The sequence below is a fragment of the Citricoccus zhacaiensis genome, from assembly GCF_014645315.1.
Taxonomy (GTDB): Bacteria; Actinomycetota; Actinomycetes; order Actinomycetales; family Micrococcaceae; genus Citricoccus; species Citricoccus zhacaiensis.
In genome coordinates, this window is sequence record NZ_BMLQ01000002.1 from 413925 (window position 1) to 430068 (window position 16144).

A 16144-nucleotide genomic window follows, 5' to 3' on the forward strand; every position below is an offset into this window, starting at 1 on the left:
GGATGAACCCCATGCCTTCGCCGGACACCGATCAGCGCCTCGCCCAGCAGCAGGCCATCTACGGGATCTCCCTGTCCGAGCGCTTCGGCGTCATCATGGCCGCCTATGGACTCAGTCAGCGCTCCCTGGCCCGCGTCCTGGGACTCTCCGCACCCATGCTCTCCCAGTTGATCAACGCGCAGCGCATCAAGATCGGCAATCCCGCCGTCTATGAACGCCTCGTCATGCTGGAGGAGCGCCAGGACGAGGCGGACCTGACCCAGGTGCTGTCCGAGGTGGAGGCCTCGGAACCGGTGCTCACCACCCATGCCTCCCGGGCCCGGCAGGCCCGTCTCCTGATGCCCGACGCCGGCGCCCTCCCGGTTGCCGATCCCGCCGTGCCGCTGGGTGGGCTGGCCACGGCCGAGCAGTTCCGCGCCACGGCGCAGGCCGCCCGTGCCACCGGTGCCGCCGACCTCGCCGACGTCCTGGACCGGGCGGCCGCCCTGCACGGCTGAACGGCCCCCCTGACTCGCACCGGCTGCCGCCGTCGCTGCCGTGGCCGCGATGCCCTGCGCGGCCGACCTGCCGTGTGATGGGATGGGTCCATGGAATCCGTCTCCCGTCAGACCGTCCCGTCCCCGGTGAATTGGGACCTGGCCGCCAGCACCGCCGCCCGCCTGTGTGCTGCGGGGCCGCGGTTCACCCGGCACCAGGCCGAGCGTGAGGCCAACGGCCTGCGCCGTGCCGCCGAGGCGTCCGTGGACCACGTCCACCGGATCACCCGGCTGGACGCCGCGAAGGACCTGCACGATTCCGAGGTGCTGGTGGTGGACCGCCCCACCTGGACGCAGGCCAATGCCCAGGCCTTCTCCACCCTGCTGGAGCCGGCCTTCGAGCACGTTCAGTCGATCCGCCCGGCCGAGTATGCCCGCGCCACCAGCGGACTCGGCACCGTCGCCACCGCCATGGAGGCCGGCGCCGTCCTGGCGTTCCTCTCCTCCAAGGTCCTCGGCCAGTACGAGCCGTTCTGTGCCCTGCCGGGGCCGGACGGGACCTCCGCCGGACCCGAGGGCGGCCGCCTGCTGCTGGTGGCACCCAACATCGCCGAGGTCAGGGTGGAGCTCAACGTGGACCCGGAGGACTTCCGGCTCTGGGTCTGCCTGCATGAGCAGACCCATCGCGTGCAGTTCGCCGCCGCCCCGTGGCTCCGCGAGCACCTGCAGTCCCACATCACGGCCCTGGTCTCCGGCATGTTCGAGAAGGCCGACACCCTGCCCGAGCGCCTCTCCGCCCGTGTCCGCGCCCTGCTGCAGGGACCCGAGGCGGACCGGGGCTCCGTGGAGCGGGGCCAGGGCTCTGCCGAGCTGGGCACGGACGAGCATCCCGCCTCCATGGGTCTGCTCGAGCTGATCCAGGACCCCGAGGACAAGAAGCGGCTCGCCCACCTCAACGCCGTGATGTCCCTGCTGGAGGGGCACGCCAACGTGGTGATGGATGCCATCGACTCCTCGGTGGTCCCCACGGTCAAGACCATCCGCCAGCGCTTCGACCACCGCGGCGCCACCCGCTCCTCCCTGGACCGCTGGGTCCGCCGTTTCATGGGCATGGACGCCAAGATGCGCCAGTACCGGGAGGGCCAGCGCTTCGTGAAGCACGTGGTCCGGGAACTCGGCATGGACGGCTTCAACGTGGTGTGGGAGTCGGCCGAGAACCTGCCCGGCGAGCAGGAGATCCAGTACCCGGACCAGTGGATCCAGCGCATCCGGGAGACAGGCTGAGCACGGTACCGGACGGCCCCGCATCAGCCGGCCCGGAAGCCAGCACGACTCCGGCCGGTCCGGCCGCCTGGCCGCCCGCCTCCCGCTGGCCGGAGGTACTCCACCGGGCCGTGCATGCGGTCGCGGCCGCCACCCAGGGCCGCCGGACGCCGCTGGTCGGCCTCTCCGGCGGCGCGGACTCCCTCGCGCTCGCCGTGGCCACCGCGGAGGCGGTCCGTACCCGGGCCAACCCGGCGCTGGCCGGTGGTGCGGGCGCCGTCGTCGTGGATCACGGTCTCCAAGCAGACTCCGCCGCCGTGGCAGAGCGCGCCGCCGCCATCGCACGGCGACTGGGGCTCGATCCGGTGGTGATCGAGCGCGTCCACGTCACCGCCACCGGTGACGGACCCGAGGCCGAGGCCCGCCAGGCCCGCCACGCCGCGCTCGAGGCCGCAGCCCAGCGCCTGGGCTCCGGCGCCGTGCTGCTGGCGCACACCCGCGATGACCAGGCCGAACAGGTCCTCCTGGGTCTCGCCCGGGGTTCCGGGACGCGGTCACTCGCGGGGATCCCCCGCCGTCGGGGGCTGATCCTGCGTCCACTGCTGGACCTGACGCGGCAGGAGACGGAGGCCATCTGCCGCTGGGCCGGCGTGCGCTGGTGGCAGGACCCGGCCAACGCGGATCCGGCCTATCTGCGCTCGCGGCTCCGCACCCGTGTGCTGCCCGCGCTCGAGGATCCGGACGAGGGCCTGGGCCCCGGCCTGTCCGCGGCCTTGGCGCGCAGTGCGGACATCGCGGCCGAGGACGCCGATGCCCTTGAGCAGTGGGCGTCCCGGGAGTACAGCCGGCTCGTGAGGTACCGGCCCGGCGAGCACGCCTCCGGTGCCGGCAATCGTCTCGGCATCACGGCCGGCCGGGGCGCGAACCTGTCCCTGCCGCTGGAGGAGCTGGCGGAGCTGCCGGACGCGATCCGGTACCGGGTCATCGGCACCGCCGCCGTCTCCGCGGGGGGAGAGCGGCCCAGTCGCGAACGCGTGCTGGCCGTGGACCGGTTGATCGCCGGCCGGGCCGGCGGGGGGACCTCGGCCGGACCGGTCCAGTTGCCGGGCGGCGTGGTCTCCCGCCGTCGTCGTACCGGCGGGTATGCGACACTGGACTTCGACGCCGGAGAGGTACTGGAGTCCCCCGCGGACGCCCCAGTTCCCCCGGCGCCGTCCCGGTAGCGCAAACCACAGAAACCCGCAGCAGGAGCAGCCCGCATGGAAGCACAGGACGTGCACGGCGACCTGGATCATGTGCTCATGACCACAGAGCAGATCCAGGACACCATCAAGGATCTGGCAGCCCAGATCGACCGCGACTACGAGGGCAAGGACGTCCTCCTGGTGGCGGTGCTCAAGGGGGCGGTGATGGTCATGGCCGACCTCTCCCGCGCACTGCACTCGCACGTCACCCTCGACTTCATGGCCGTCTCCTCCTACGGCTCGGGGACCCAGTCCTCCGGCGTGGTGCGGATCCTCAAGGACCTGGACGCCGACCTCATGGGCCGCCACGTGCTCATCGTCGAGGACATCATCGACTCCGGCCTGACCCTGTCCTGGCTCAAGACCAACCTCGAGTCCCGCGGCCCCGCCTCGGTCGAGATCTGCGCGTTCCTGCGCAAGCCGGAGGCCATGAAGGTCGAGATCGACGTCAAGTACGTCGGCCAGGACATCCCCAACGAGTTCGTGGTCGGCTACGGCCTGGACTTCGACGAGAAGTACCGCAACCTGGACTTCATCGGGACCCTCGCCCCGCACGTCTACTCCTGACGCCGTCCGCCGCGGGCGCCGGCAGCCATTCCACCGCCCGCGAACGGCGGACTCCCAGACCCCGGCCGTAGACTGTCCCCCGGTACCGTGGACGGGTACGGCTGTGCCCGGTGCCGGTGGCTCCGTTCCGCAGCGGGTCAACGGCACAGTGCCGTACCGGATGGGCACGCCGTGCCCATCGGCGCAGGTCAAGGTCAGGAGAGTTGTTGAAAGCCAAGAAGGTCTTCAAGGGCCCGATCATCTGGATCGTTTTGGCCGCTGTGTTCCTGATGCTGATCATCCCCGCGCTGACGCAGGGGTCCTCCGCCCGGGTGGACACCAACGTGGGCCTGGTCCTGCTCGAGGAGGACAGGGCCGCCCAGGCCAAGATCCAGGACGGTGAGCAGCGCGTCGACCTGACCCTGCGCGAGTCCTACTCCCAGGACGGCCGTGACCTCGGCAAGGACGTCTACTTCTACTACTCGACGGCCCGCGCGGACAACGTGGTCGAGGCCATCGACGCCTCCGGCCTGGACGGCTTCACGGATGAGCCGGTGCAGAGCAACTGGCTGCTGTCCATGCTGGGCTTCATCATCCCCTTCCTGCTCATCGGCCTGGTCTTCTGGTTCCTGATGTCCCGCATGCAGGGCGGCGGTGGCAAGGTCATGCAGTTCGGCAAGTCGAAGGCGAAGCTGATCTCCAAGGACATGCCGCAGGTGACCTTCGTGGATGTTGCCGGCGCCGAGGAGGCCGTGGAGGAACTCCACGAGATCAAGGAATTCCTCTCCGAGCCCGCCAAGTTCCAGGCCGTCGGCGCCAAGATCCCCAAGGGTGTGCTGCTGTACGGCCCTCCCGGCACCGGCAAGACCCTGCTCGCCAAGGCCGTGGCCGGTGAGGCAGGGGTGCCCTTCTACTCGATCTCGGGCTCCGACTTCGTCGAGATGTTCGTCGGCGTCGGCGCCTCGCGCGTACGTGACCTGTTCGAGCAGGCCAAGAACAACTCCCCGGCCATCATCTTCGTGGACGAGATCGACGCCGTCGGCCGGCACCGCGGGGCCGGCGTGGGCGGCGGCAACGACGAACGTGAGCAGACCCTGAACCAGCTGCTGGTGGAGATGGACGGCTTCGACGCCACCACCAACGTCATCCTCATCGCCGCCACCAACCGGCCCGATGTCCTGGACCCCGCGCTGCTGCGCCCGGGCCGCTTCGACCGGCAGATCCCGGTGGAGGCCCCGGACCTGGAGGGGCGCCACCAGATCCTCTCCGTGCACGCCCAGGGAAAGCCCATGGCTCCCGGCACGGACCTGCACTCGCTGGCCAAGCGCACCCCCGGCTTCACCGGTGCGGACCTGGCCAATGTCCTCAACGAGGCCGCCCTGCTCACCGCCCGTTCCAACGCCCAGCTCATCGATGACCGCGCCCTGGACGAGGCGGTCGACCGGGTCATGGCCGGGCCGCAGAAGCGCTCGCGCCTGATGAAGGAGCACGAGCGCAAGGTCACCGCCTATCACGAGGGGGGCCACGCGTTGGTGGCGGCCGGACTACGCAACTCGGCGCCCGTCACCAAGATCACGATCCTGCCGCGCGGACGCGCCCTCGGCTACACGATGGTGGTTCCGGAGGAGGACAAGTACTCCGTCACCCGCAACGAGCTCCTCGACCAGCTCGCCTACGCCATGGGCGGCCGCGTGGCCGAGGAGATCATCTTCCACGATCCGTCCACCGGCGCCTCGAATGACATCTCCAAGGCCACGGAAACGGCCCGCAAGATGGTCCTCGAATACGGCATGAGTGAGCGCGTGGGCGCCGTGAAACTCGGTTCCGCCGGCGGCGAGCCCTTCATGGGCCGGGACATGAGCAGTGGCCGCGAGTACTCCGAGCAGGTCGCCGGACTGGTGGACGCCGAGGTGCGCCAGCTATTGGACCAGGCCCATGACGAGGCGTACTGGATCATCAACGAGAATCGGGAGATCCTGGACCGGCTCGCCTACGAGCTGCTGGCCAAGGAGACCCTCAACCAGGCCCAGATCGCCGAGATCTTCTCCGAGATCCGCCAGCGCGAGCCCCGCACCGTATGGCTCTCCAGCGAGGACCGTCCGGTCTCCGACCAGCCGCCCATCCTGTCCCCGGCCGAGCGCCGGGCCCTGGCGGAGAAGGCCGGATCGAACGGCCAGGGCGGCGGCGCCGGCCGCGGGGGTTCTGACGGCCATACCGGTCATGCTGGTCATCCCGACCCGGAGCAGGAGCCTCCCGTGGACCCCGAGTCCTCCTCGGATTCATTGAATCCCACGGTGGATCCCACCCCCGGCAGTCAGTTGCCCGGGGAGCCCGACGGCGGAACCGGCCGTCCCGGGGGACCCGCCGGTCCCACGGACCTGCCGCGCACCGACCAGACCTGACCGGTCCGGCCGGGCCACCGTCCGGTGGCCCGGCCACCGCACCGGTTCACCCACCGATAGGATCGGAATCGTGGAGCAGACACAGAACACCCTGAGGGACGTGGACGTGGACGTGGACGTGGACGTGGACGACGAGGCTGGGCTGGCCCCAGCCGGTGTGGACCGTCCGCGCATCGAGGCCGCCGTGCGCGAGATCCTCGAGGCGATCGGCGAGGATCCGGACCGGGAGGGTCTCCAGGACACCCCGAAGCGCGTGGCCAAGGCCTACGACGAGTTCTTCGCCGGCGTGAAGCAGGATCCCGGTGACATCCTGGGTACCACCTTCGACATCGCGCATGAGGAACTCGTGCTGGTGAAGGACATCCCGTTCTACTCCACGTGCGAACACCATCTGGTGCCCTTCCACGGCACGGCTCACATCGGCTACATCCCCTCCCCGGAGGGGCTGGTCACCGGGCTGAGCAAACTGGCCCGGCTGGTGGAGGTCTTCGCCCGGCGTCCCCAGGTGCAGGAGCGGCTGACCACGCAGATCGTGGAGGCCCTCATGACCCACCTGACCCCCCGCGGGGCCATCGTGGTGATCGAGGCCGAGCACATGTGCATGTCCATGCGCGGGGTCCGCAAGCCCGGCGCCAAGACCGTGACCTCGGCCGTCCGGGGCCAGCTCCGCGACTCCTCCACCCGTTCCGAGGCCATGAGCCTGATCCTGCACGGTTGAGCTCGGCACCACCGCGCCACCGCCTGCGTCTCTGACCTGCCGCGCGCCACTGGCGTGACCGGCCACCGCGATGAAAGGACCACCGATGGACTCGATGGCAGCACAGACCGGAACGGGGCCCAACACCGGCCCTCTCTCGGTGGTCCGCAAGGTTCGCCGCCGCACCCTTCGCGACCTGCCCACGGACCGCACGCTGATCATGGGCGTCGTGAACGTCACCCACAACTCCTTCTCGGACGGCGGGGAGTACCTCGCCGCGGATGCCGCCATCGAGCAGGGCCTGCGCCTGCACTATGCCGGTGCGGACATCATCGATGTGGGCGGGGAGTCCACCCGTCCCGGGGCGGAGTCCATCGACCCCGTCACGGAGCAGAACCGCATCCTGCCCGTCATCGAGGCCCTCGTGAAGGCCGGCGCCGTGGTGTCCGTGGACACCATGCATACGGTCACCGCGGAGGCCGCCCTCAAGATCGGTGACGTCATCATCAACGACGTCTCCGGCCTGAACTACGAACCCGAGATGCCCGAGCTGATCGCCCGCACGGGGGCGACGTACATCCTCATGCACAACCGCGGGGACTCCAAGACCATGGACTCCCTCGCCGACTATGGGGATGTGGTCGAGGACGTGGCACAGGAGCTGACCGAGTTGAAGGACGCGTTCCTGGCCGCCGGCGTGCAGCCCGAGCAGCTCATCCTGGACCCGGGGCTGGGCTTCGCGAAGGCCGGAGCGCAGAACTGGGAGCTGCTGCAGGGCCTGGACCGCCTGCAGTCACTCGGATTCCCGGTCCTCGTGGCCGCCTCCCGCAAGCGCTTCCTCGGCACCCTGCTGGCCAACGCGGCCGGTGCCGAGCCGGCGCCCGCGGACCGCGACCACGCCACCGCAGCCGTGTCCGCCCTGTCCGCCCTGCACCGGGTGTGGGGAGTGCGGGTCCACGAGATCGAGCCCAGCCTTCACGCGGTCAAGGCCGCCCGGGCCTGGCTGGACCCGGAGTCCGCCGGCGTCCGCCGTCGGGGGGCCTGAGCCGTGGTCGAGAGTACCGGTGGGCGCCCGGCCGACCGCATCACCCTCACCGGGCTGACCGTCCGGGGCTTCCACGGCGTCTTCGCCGAGGAAAAACGTGACGGCCAGGACTTCACCACGGACGTGGTGGTGCACCTGGACGCGGCACCGGCCGCCGACGGTGACGACCTTGCCCGCACCGTCAACTATGCCCAGGTTGCCGAAACGGTGCTCGGGGTGGTCACGGGGGAGTCCCTCGACCTCATCGAGACCGTCGCCGACCGCATCGCCCGCGCCCTCCTCGCCGAACAGCCCGTGGCCACCGCTGTCGAGGTGACCGTGCACAAACCACATGCCCCCATCGAGGCCGACTTCGCCGACGTCGCGGTCACGGTCTTCCGGAGCCGGACGTGACCTCGCCCGCCTCACCCGCGGACGAGGCCGGTCATCACGGCACTGACCTCGACCGCGTCCCGTCCGCCCCGGTTCCGGCGGTGCTGGCACTCGGAGCGAATCTGGGAGAGGCGGCCGCGACCCTCGAGGCCGCGGTCCGCCAGCTCGCCGAGACCCCGGGGATCGAGCTGACCGGGGTGTCCCCGGTGGCGGTGACCCAGCCGGTGGGCGGGCCCCCGGGCCAGCCCGACTACCTGAACCTCGTGCTGACCCTGATGACGCGCCTGTCCCCGCGCGCTCTGCTCGCGGCCGGCCAGGAGATCGAGCGCACGCACCACCGCACCCGCGAGGTGCGCTGGGGACCGCGCACCCTGGACATCGATGTGATCACCTACCAGAATCTGACCTCGGACGATCCCGAGCTCACCCTTCCCCACCCACGCGCCCACCTCCGCGCGTTCGTGCTCACCCCGTGGTCCTGGGTGGACCCCGAGGCCATGCTCGCCGGAGCGCGCGTCGCGCACCTGGCCGCACAGGCGGACGACGCCGGCTCGGTACGGCGGCTGCCCACCGGCACCGAGGGGCCAACCTCATGAACGGCATCCGACCCCTGTGGCTGCTGCTGATCCTGCTCGTCTCCGGCGGTCTGGGCTGGGTGGCCGCGCTGCTGACGGCCGAGGCGGGCGTGGTCGCACCAGTACTGGTGCGCTCCTCCACGATCACCCTCGGATCCGTCGCCCTGCTGGTGCTGGTGCTCGGCATCCGCGTCCAGCGGGACAAGAAGCGCCCGCCGGCAGCCCGGATGAACCCGCTCGTGGCCACTCGGACCCTGGCACTGGCACAGGCCGGCGCCTACGCGGGATCGCTCATCGCCGGCTGGCACGGGGGCGTCCTCGTCCACCTGACCTCGGCCACCGGCTTCGGCACTCCCACCGTGAACGATGCCCTGTTGATGGTGGTCGGGGGGTTGGTTCTGGTTATCGTGGGGTACATCGTGGAGCAATTCTGCCGCCTACCCCCGGAAGACAGGGCGGACGGCACCACAGACGCAAACGGCCGGAACGGCGAGGGGCACCGGGGACAGACCGGACCCGCCTACGGCGCGGAGGGGGAAGGCGGATATGCCCGGACGAACAACTCATGACGTGGCTGACCTGGAGCAGGTGGAGTGGACCCCGGTGTCCCCGAAGCTGGTCCCGGCCCATCTCATCTCCACTGGCCTCACCACGCTGATCATCACGGCGGTCCTGGCCGTCCCGCTGGTCCTCATGCTGGTGGACGTCTGGCCCGCCTATCCGGCCTGGCTGGCCTGGGGGCTGCCGGGGATCGTGCTGGTGTGGGGCCTCGTGGACCTGGCCCTCGTCCCCCGCCGTGTGCGTGCCATGGGCTACGCCGAGCGTGAGGACGACTTCGTGTTCAAATCCGGGCTCTGGTTCCGGCGCGTGCTGGCCGTCCCCTACGGCCGCCTCCAGTATCTCGACGTCAAGGAGGGTCCCGTGCAGCGGCGCTTCGGCATCCGCTCCCTGGAACTGCAGACCGCCTCCGCGGCCACCAACGCCACCATCGAGGGCATCCCGGCCGAGGACAGTGAACGGCTCCGCGACCAGCTCATGGCCCGCGGACAGGCACGTCTGGCCGGACTGTGACGGCGCCGCAGGAGCCGGAGGAGTCGGCAGGCGTCCGGCCGGAACAGACGCAGCCGGACAGCACCGCCACGGAGCCGGCCGAACCCCCTCTGCCGGATCCCGGCTCGGGCCGTCCGGAGGCGGCCGACGGCGAATGGCACCGCGTGCATCCCATCAGCCCCTGGGTGCGGGGCTGGGTGATCCTCGTCGCCATGTTGTTCTTCGCCACCCAGTCCTTCGGCGAGGACATGGTCCGGGCGCTGGTCGGCCAGGGCGAGTTCCAGGCCGCCGAGGGCCTGTGGGTCACCCTGGCCATCTATGGCGGGGTGTTCGTGGTCATGGTGATCATCTACTACTTCTCCTGGCGCTTCACGAAGTACCAGCTTGCCGAGGAACAGGTCCTGCTGGACACCGGCGTGATCTTCCGACAGCACCGGCGTGTCCGCTATGACCGCGTCCAGGCCGTGGACATCCGCCAGCCGCTGGTGGCGCGCATCTTCGGGCTCGCGGAACTGAAGTTCGAGGCGGCGGACGGCGGCAGCACGGCCATGCAGCTGGCCTTCATCAAGGAGGGCGAGGCCCGCATCCTCCGCGCCGAGATCATGGGCCGTGCCGCAGGCATCCGTGCCGGGGCGGCTCCCGAGGAGGTTGCACGCCGGGGTGCCGGGGCGGCCATTGCGGAATCAGGCGAGGAGCCGAGCGAGGGTCCAGGCGAGGGCCCGCGCCCGGCCGCGGCCCCGACGTCGGCCCTTCCGGAGGCGCCCGAGCACGTCATGCTCAAGGTCCCCGCGGGTCGGATGATCGGTTCGGTGCTGTTGTCCACGGCGATGATCGTGATGGTCTCGATCATCGTCCTCCTGGTCCTGGGTGCCTGGATCCTGGACATGACCATCCCGCAGGACGGCGAGGACAACTGGTGGCTGATCCTGTTGTTCGTCCTGCTGCCCTTCGTGTTCTCCCTGGTCGGCGTCGCGTGGGGCGGATTCAACAAGGGCTACAACTTCACGGTCGCCACCTCTCCGGACGGGCTGCGCCTGCGGTACGGCCTGCTTGAGACCTCGCAGCAGACAGTCCCGCCAGGCCGTGTCCAGGCGGTGCGCATCAGCCAGGGCCTGCTGTGGCGGGCCTTCGGCTGGTACAAGATGAGCGTCAACGTGGCGGGTTATGGTGCCGTGACGGAGGGCAGCGGAGCCGACAACTCCACGGTGCTGCCCGTCGGGACCATCGAGGACGTCATGCGCGTGCTCTCCGTGGTGGCGCCGGACCCGGGCGTGGAGAACGCGCCGGAGGTCATCCGTGAAGGCATCACCGGCAGCGGCGACGGGCAGGGCTTCACGCACTCCCCGCGGCGTGTGTGGTGGTTGGACCCGCTGACCTGGAAGCGCAACGCCTACCGGTCCACGGACACCATGGTCCTGCTGCGCTCGGGCAGGATCGAGCGCTACCTGGTCCTGATGCCGCACGAGCGGATCCAGTCCATCGGGCTGCACCAGGGCCCCCTCGAGCGCCGCCTGCGCGTGGCCACCCTGCGGTTCCACTCCACCGCGGGTCCCGTGGTGCCATTGCTGCCGCACGCGGATGCGGACGTTGCCGTCCGACTGTTCAACGAGGAGGCGGACATCGCCGCCGTCTCCCGCCGCATGCGGGACCGCAACCAGTGGATGCGTCAGGACGAGCTGGACCGCTTCGAGCAGCGCACGCAGCAGGTGATCGAGCAGTGAGCACCCAGCCCTGGGCCGCCGAGCCGCAGAACCGGCCGGGCCGGCTGGGCGTCGGCGTCATCGGGGCCGGCAAGGTCGGTGCCGTGCTCGGGGCCGCCCTGCGCAACGCCGGCCACGCCGTCACGGGCGTGCACGCCGTCTCCGAGGCCTCCCGCAGCCGGGCAGAGTCCCTGCTGCCGGAGGTGCCGGTGCTGGAGATCCCGGAGATCCTGCGCCGCTCCGAGATGGTCCTGCTGGCCGTTCCCGACGACGTGCTGCCGGACTTGGTCTCGGGGCTCGCCGAGGCCGGGCACTTCCAGACCGGCCACCTCGTGGTCCACACCTCCGGTGCGCACGGGGTCTCCGTGCTGGACCCGGTGCGGGCCTCCGGGGCGATCCCGCTCGCCATCCACCCGGCCATGTCCTTCACCGGGCTGACCCTGGACCTGGCCCGGCTGCAGGACTGCATGTTCGGGGTCACCGCGGACCCGATCGTGCTGCCGGTGGCCCAGGCGCTCGTGGTGGAGATGGGCGGGGAGCCGGCCGTCATCGCCGAGGCAGACCGCGGGACCTACCACGCGGCCCTGGCGCACGCCTCGAACCACCTCGTCACCCTGACCGCGCAGGCCGCGCAGATCCTGGCCTCGATCGGGGTGGAGCAGACCGACCGCATGCTCTCCCCGTTGTTGAACGCCTCCCTGGAGAACGCCCTCGCCAACGGGGACGGGGCCCTCACCGGGCCGGTGGCCCGCGGGGACGTGGGCACGGTGCGCCGGCACCTGCAGGTGCTCGCCGCCGAGGGGATCCCGGCCGACGTCGGGCAGGCCTACCGGGCCATGGCCACGGCGACCGCACAACGCGCCCTGGCCCGTGGCGCGCTGTCCGAGGCGAGCGTGGCCGAACTGCTGGACCTGTTGGGCCGGTAACCCGGTGACCTCACGGGCAGCGCCTCGCCTGAACCGCCCTAGACTCACCTGCGTGACCCCGCTTGACCGCGTTCCCGACCGCACCCCCGTCCCCGCCGGCACCGGCCTGACCCTGGAGGACACAGCCCGTCAGCCGCCTGCGGGTGCCGGTGACCTGCCCGCCGTGCACACCACCCGGGCGGCATTCAAGGCCGCGCTCGCGGACAGGGTGCGCGCCGCCGTCGCCGCCGGGGTTCCCGAGCCGACCGTGGGATTGATCCCGACCATGGGTGCGCTGCACGGCGGCCATGCGGCCCTGGTCCGGCAGGCCCGCGAGGAGAACGACATCGTCATCGCCTCGGTGTTCGTCAACCCGCTGCAGTTCGGCGACCCGTCCGACCTGGAGAACTACCCGCGCACCCTCGAGGCGGACCGGGCGATCCTGGGTGCCGAGGGCTGCGAGCTGGTCTTCGCCCCGGACCTGCACCAGATGTACCCCGGCTATCCGGACGCGCCCATGGTCACCGTCACGGCGGGCCACATGGGCGAGGTCCTCGAGGGGGCCGCCCGCCCGGGGCACTTCGACGGCGTCTGCACCGTCGTCGCGAAACTCTGGCACGCGGCGATGCCGCCAGCCCCGGCCCGGTTGCGCAGCTACTTCGGCCAGAAGGACGCCCAGCAGCTGGCCGTCCTGCGCCGGATGCGGGCGGACCTGGACTTCGACCTCGAGATCCGACCGGTCCCGCTGGTCCGCTCGCCGGAGGGCCTCGCGCTCTCCAGCCGGAACACCCGGCTGTCCCCCGCGGGGCTGGAGGCTGCCCTCGTGCTGCACCGCGCCCTGGAATCGCTGCGTCGGGCCGCCGACGCCGGCCGTCCCCTCGATCTCGACGCGGCCCGGACGCTGGTCCGGGCCGAGCCCCTGGCGGACCTGGACTATCTGGAGGTCGTGGACCACTCGACCCTGGAGCCCCTGAGCGCCGAGCAGCTCGCCGCCCCGCTGGAACGTGAAGCGCTGGCCCTGGTGGCCGCCACCGTCGAATCGGTCCGGCTCATCGACAACATGATCCTGCCGGCCACCCGGCAGTAGGCGGGGGAGGCCGGGACGGGCTGGCAACCGCTCCGGCTGATCGGTCCGGCTGGCTCCGGCTGACCGGCCGGCGCACCACTGCCCTTGAAAGTCGGGCGCCGGGCGTGTTTAGGGTGCAGCATGACGATGAACGAGACCGCACACGGCGAGAAGAAGCAGACTGTCACCCGGACCATCGAGGCCCCGGCCAAGGACATCTTCCAGATCCTGACCCTGCCGGCCCGGCATCAGGAGTTCGACGGCTCCGACATGGTGCGCGCGGATGAGAAGTCCCAGCGCATCCAGCAGGTCGGCGACACGTTCGTCATGAACATGCACGCCGAATCCCAGGGTGGCGACTACCAGCGTGAGAACCACGTGGTGGCCTATGACGAGAACAAGCTCGTGGGCTGGAAGCCGGGCCCCGTCGGCGGAGAGCCGGGCGGCTGGCAGTGGGTGTACCAGCTGGAACCGGTGGACCAGGACACCACGGAGGTCTCCCTGACCTACGACTGGTCCCAGGTCACCGACCAGGAGCTGCTGGCCAAGAACATCTTTCCCGCCATCAGCTCCGACCAGATGGATCAGTCCCTGGCCCGCCTGCAGTCGCTCGTCTGAGTCGGGGCCCTTCGCCGCTAGGATCGGTGGACATGCCCGGCCCTTCCTAGGAGCATCCGTGACTGAAACCACCCCATCCCGGCAGCCCAGCGCCCGCGAGGACCTCTACCGGCACGTCAACGGTGCCTGGCTGCAGTCCAACTCGATCCCGGCGGACCAGGGTGCCTACGGGGCCTTCATGGAGTTGCGGGATGCCTCGGAACTGGCCGTGCGGCACATCGCCGAGGACGCGGCCGCGCACTTCTGGTCCGGCCCGGGCGCGGGGCGTGAGTCCGGTTCCTTCACCGCGGGCAATGACGACGACGGCGCTCGCCGCCGGATCGGCGCCCTCTACGCGTCCTTCATGGACGAATCCGGAGTGGAGGAGCGCGGACTCGAACCGATCGTGGCCGACCTCGCCCAGATCGAGGGCGTGTCCACCCCGGAGGAGTTCATCCACCTCTCCGGCCAGCTGCAGCGTGCCGGCGTCAGCGGGCTGATCGGCACGGGTTCCCTGAATGACGCCGGCAACCCCGAGCGCATGCTGCTGCACCTGATCCAGGACGGCCTCGGCCTGCCGGACGAGTCCTACTACCGCGAGGAGAAGTTCGCGGATCTGGTCATGGACTACCGCCAGCACGTGGACAACGTGTTCATGCTCGCCGGCATCGGCGGGGACCGGGACGAGGCCGAGCGGGACGCGGACCGGGTGGTGGACCTGGAGACCAAGATCGCCGCCGCCCACTGGGACGTCGTCAAGGTCCGTGACGCCGTGGCCCGGTACAACCTCCTGGACCGGGACGCCCTGCTGCAGACCTTCCCGCTGGCCGAGCGCTGGCTCGAGGGTGTCGGTGCCTCCGGTGGCCGCAGCGCCGAGGTCGTCGCCTGGCAGCCGGACTTCCTGGCCGCGATGCAGACGCTGCTCGTGGAGGAGGATCTGGGCACGTGGAAGCGGTGGCTGCAGCTCCAGCTGCTCCGATCCGCTGCGCCCTACCTGACCGAGGCCTTCGTCAACGAGAACTTCGAGTTCTACGGCCGCAAGATCGCCGGCACCGAGGAGGTCCGGCCCCGCTGGAAGCGCGGCGTCGCGTTCGTGAACGGCGCCGTGGGCGAGGATGTCGGCCGGCTGTATGTGGCCAAGCACTTCCCGGCCGGCCATCAGGCCGCCATGGACAACCTCATCTCCGCCCTCATCGAGGCCTACCGCCGGTCGATCAGCACCCTCGACTGGATGGGCGAGGACACGCGCCAGAAGGCCCTCGAGAAGCTGTCCATGTTCAAGCCCATGGTGGGGTTCCCCGTGAAGTGGATCGACTACTCGTCCCTGGCCGTGGATCCGGAGGACCTCATCGCCAACGTCCGGGCCGCCCACGCCTTCGAGTTCGAACGCGACCTCGCCAAGATCGAGACGGGGCCGGACCCGGAGGAATGGCACATGACCCCGCAGACGGTCAATGCCTATTACTCGCCGCTGGAGAATGCGATCGTGTTCCCCGCCGCCATCCTCCAGCCCCCGTTCTTCGACCCGAACCGTCTGGCCGCGGAGAACTTCGGGGCTATCGGCGCGGTGATCGGCCACGAGATCGGCCACGGCTTCGACGACCAGGGCTCCCAGTACGCCGGTGACGGATCCCTGCAGAACTGGTGGACCGACGCGGACCGCGCGGCCTTCGAGGAACGCACGGCCCGGCTCGTCGGCCAGTACGAGGTGCTCAGCCCCGCTGAGGCGCCCGAGCACCGGGTCAACGGCGAGCTCACGCTCGGCGAGAACATCGGCGACCTGGGCGGACTCGGCATCGCCTCCCAGGCGTTGGGCATCTGGCGCGAGGAGAACCCCGTCTCGGACGGTGCCGACGCTGACGGTGAGGGGTCGGTCGCCGAAGGCCTCCCGGACACCGGCGGGCCGGTGGAGCGCGCCGATGCCGCCGAGGCCTCGCGCGAGCAGGACCGGGCGTTCTTCGCCTCCTGGGGCGAGTGCTGGCGCCAGCTGACCCGCACGGAGACCGCCATCACCCGCATCACCTCGGACCCGCACTCGCCCAACGAGTTCCGCTGCAACCAGGTGGTGAAGAACCTGGACGCGTTCCATGAGGCCTACGGCACCGAACCCGGTGACGCGATGTGGCTGGACCCGGAGGACCGTGTCACCATCTGGTGACGTGGGCGTGGCTGTAGCGGCAGTTGGTGTCCCGCCGGGGGCACGTAG

16 protein-coding genes are annotated in these 16144 nt (G+C 70.5%); all 16 read left to right on the forward strand.

The window, feature by feature from the left end; all coding sequences use genetic code 11:
* Positions 1-11: 11 nt before the first annotated feature.
* The 16 genes from IEX49_RS05310 to IEX49_RS05385 all read left to right on the forward strand — a co-directional run bounded on the left by IEX49_RS05310 (position 12) and on the right by IEX49_RS05385 (position 16096).
* A complete protein-coding gene (locus IEX49_RS05310; protein WP_188804881.1) occupies positions 12-497 on the forward strand; it encodes a DNA-binding protein in 486 nt (161 codons plus the stop codon).
* A gap of 90 nt (positions 498-587) precedes the next feature.
* The gene (locus IEX49_RS05315) at positions 588-1760 is read left to right on the forward strand and encodes an Rv3626c family coenzyme F420 biosynthesis-associated protein (RefSeq protein ID WP_188804883.1); all 1173 of its coding nucleotides are present in this window, start codon (positions 588-590) and stop codon (positions 1758-1760) included.
* A gap of 110 nt (positions 1761-1870) precedes the next feature.
* Entirely contained in the window at positions 1871-2962 is a 1092-nt protein-coding gene (gene tilS / locus IEX49_RS05320) for a tRNA lysidine(34) synthetase TilS (RefSeq protein ID WP_229672261.1), read from the forward strand.
* Between the two features lie 36 nt (positions 2963-2998).
* Positions 2999-3550 (forward strand): hypoxanthine phosphoribosyltransferase, encoded by a 552-nt coding sequence (gene hpt / locus IEX49_RS05325; RefSeq protein WP_115932510.1) that lies wholly within the window; start codon positions 2999-3001, stop codon positions 3548-3550.
* A gap of 206 nt (positions 3551-3756) precedes the next feature.
* Positions 3757-5931, forward strand: a complete 2175-nt coding sequence (gene ftsH / locus IEX49_RS05330; protein WP_188804885.1) for an ATP-dependent zinc metalloprotease FtsH — start codon at positions 3757-3759, stop codon at positions 5929-5931.
* Between the two features lie 112 nt (positions 5932-6043).
* The gene (folE, locus tag IEX49_RS05335) at positions 6044-6649 is read left to right on the forward strand and encodes a GTP cyclohydrolase I FolE (protein WP_188805083.1); all 606 of its coding nucleotides are present in this window, start codon (positions 6044-6046) and stop codon (positions 6647-6649) included.
* Between the two features lie 85 nt (positions 6650-6734).
* Positions 6735-7673, forward strand: a complete 939-nt coding sequence (folP, locus tag IEX49_RS05340; protein WP_188804887.1) for a dihydropteroate synthase — start codon at positions 6735-6737, stop codon at positions 7671-7673.
* Positions 7674-7676: 3 nt separating this feature from the next.
* Positions 7677-8066 (forward strand): dihydroneopterin aldolase, encoded by a 390-nt coding sequence (gene folB, locus IEX49_RS05345; RefSeq protein ID WP_188804889.1) that lies wholly within the window; start codon positions 7677-7679, stop codon positions 8064-8066.
* A complete protein-coding gene (folK, locus tag IEX49_RS05350) occupies positions 8063-8641 on the forward strand; it encodes a 2-amino-4-hydroxy-6-hydroxymethyldihydropteridine diphosphokinase (protein WP_188804891.1) in 579 nt (192 codons plus the stop codon). The genes folB and folK overlap by 4 nt, the downstream gene beginning before the upstream one ends.
* Positions 8638-9189 (forward strand): DUF3180 domain-containing protein, encoded by a 552-nt coding sequence (locus tag IEX49_RS05355; protein ID WP_188804893.1) that lies wholly within the window; start codon positions 8638-8640, stop codon positions 9187-9189. Before folK ends, IEX49_RS05355 begins: the two co-directional genes overlap by 4 nt.
* 1 nt (position 9190) lies before the next feature.
* Entirely contained in the window at positions 9191-9691 is a 501-nt protein-coding gene (locus tag IEX49_RS05360) for a PH domain-containing protein (RefSeq protein WP_229672262.1), read from the forward strand.
* Positions 9688-11391, forward strand: coding sequence for a PH domain-containing protein (locus IEX49_RS05365; RefSeq protein ID WP_188804897.1), 1704 nt, complete (start codon positions 9688-9690; stop codon positions 11389-11391). Before IEX49_RS05360 ends, IEX49_RS05365 begins: the two co-directional genes overlap by 4 nt.
* Positions 11388-12296 (forward strand): Rossmann-like and DUF2520 domain-containing protein, encoded by a 909-nt coding sequence (locus IEX49_RS05370; RefSeq protein WP_188804899.1) that lies wholly within the window; start codon positions 11388-11390, stop codon positions 12294-12296. Before IEX49_RS05365 ends, IEX49_RS05370 begins: the two co-directional genes overlap by 4 nt.
* A gap of 52 nt (positions 12297-12348) precedes the next feature.
* Positions 12349-13362, forward strand: coding sequence for a pantoate--beta-alanine ligase (gene panC / locus IEX49_RS05375; protein ID WP_188804901.1), 1014 nt, complete (start codon positions 12349-12351; stop codon positions 13360-13362).
* Positions 13363-13488: 126 nt separating this feature from the next.
* A complete protein-coding gene (locus tag IEX49_RS05380) occupies positions 13489-13959 on the forward strand; it encodes an SRPBCC family protein (RefSeq protein ID WP_373286688.1) in 471 nt (156 codons plus the stop codon).
* A 58-nt stretch (positions 13960-14017) separates the two neighbouring features.
* Entirely contained in the window at positions 14018-16096 is a 2079-nt protein-coding gene (locus IEX49_RS05385) for a M13 family metallopeptidase (RefSeq protein ID WP_188804905.1), read from the forward strand.
* The last annotated feature ends 48 nt before the right edge of the window (positions 16097-16144 follow it).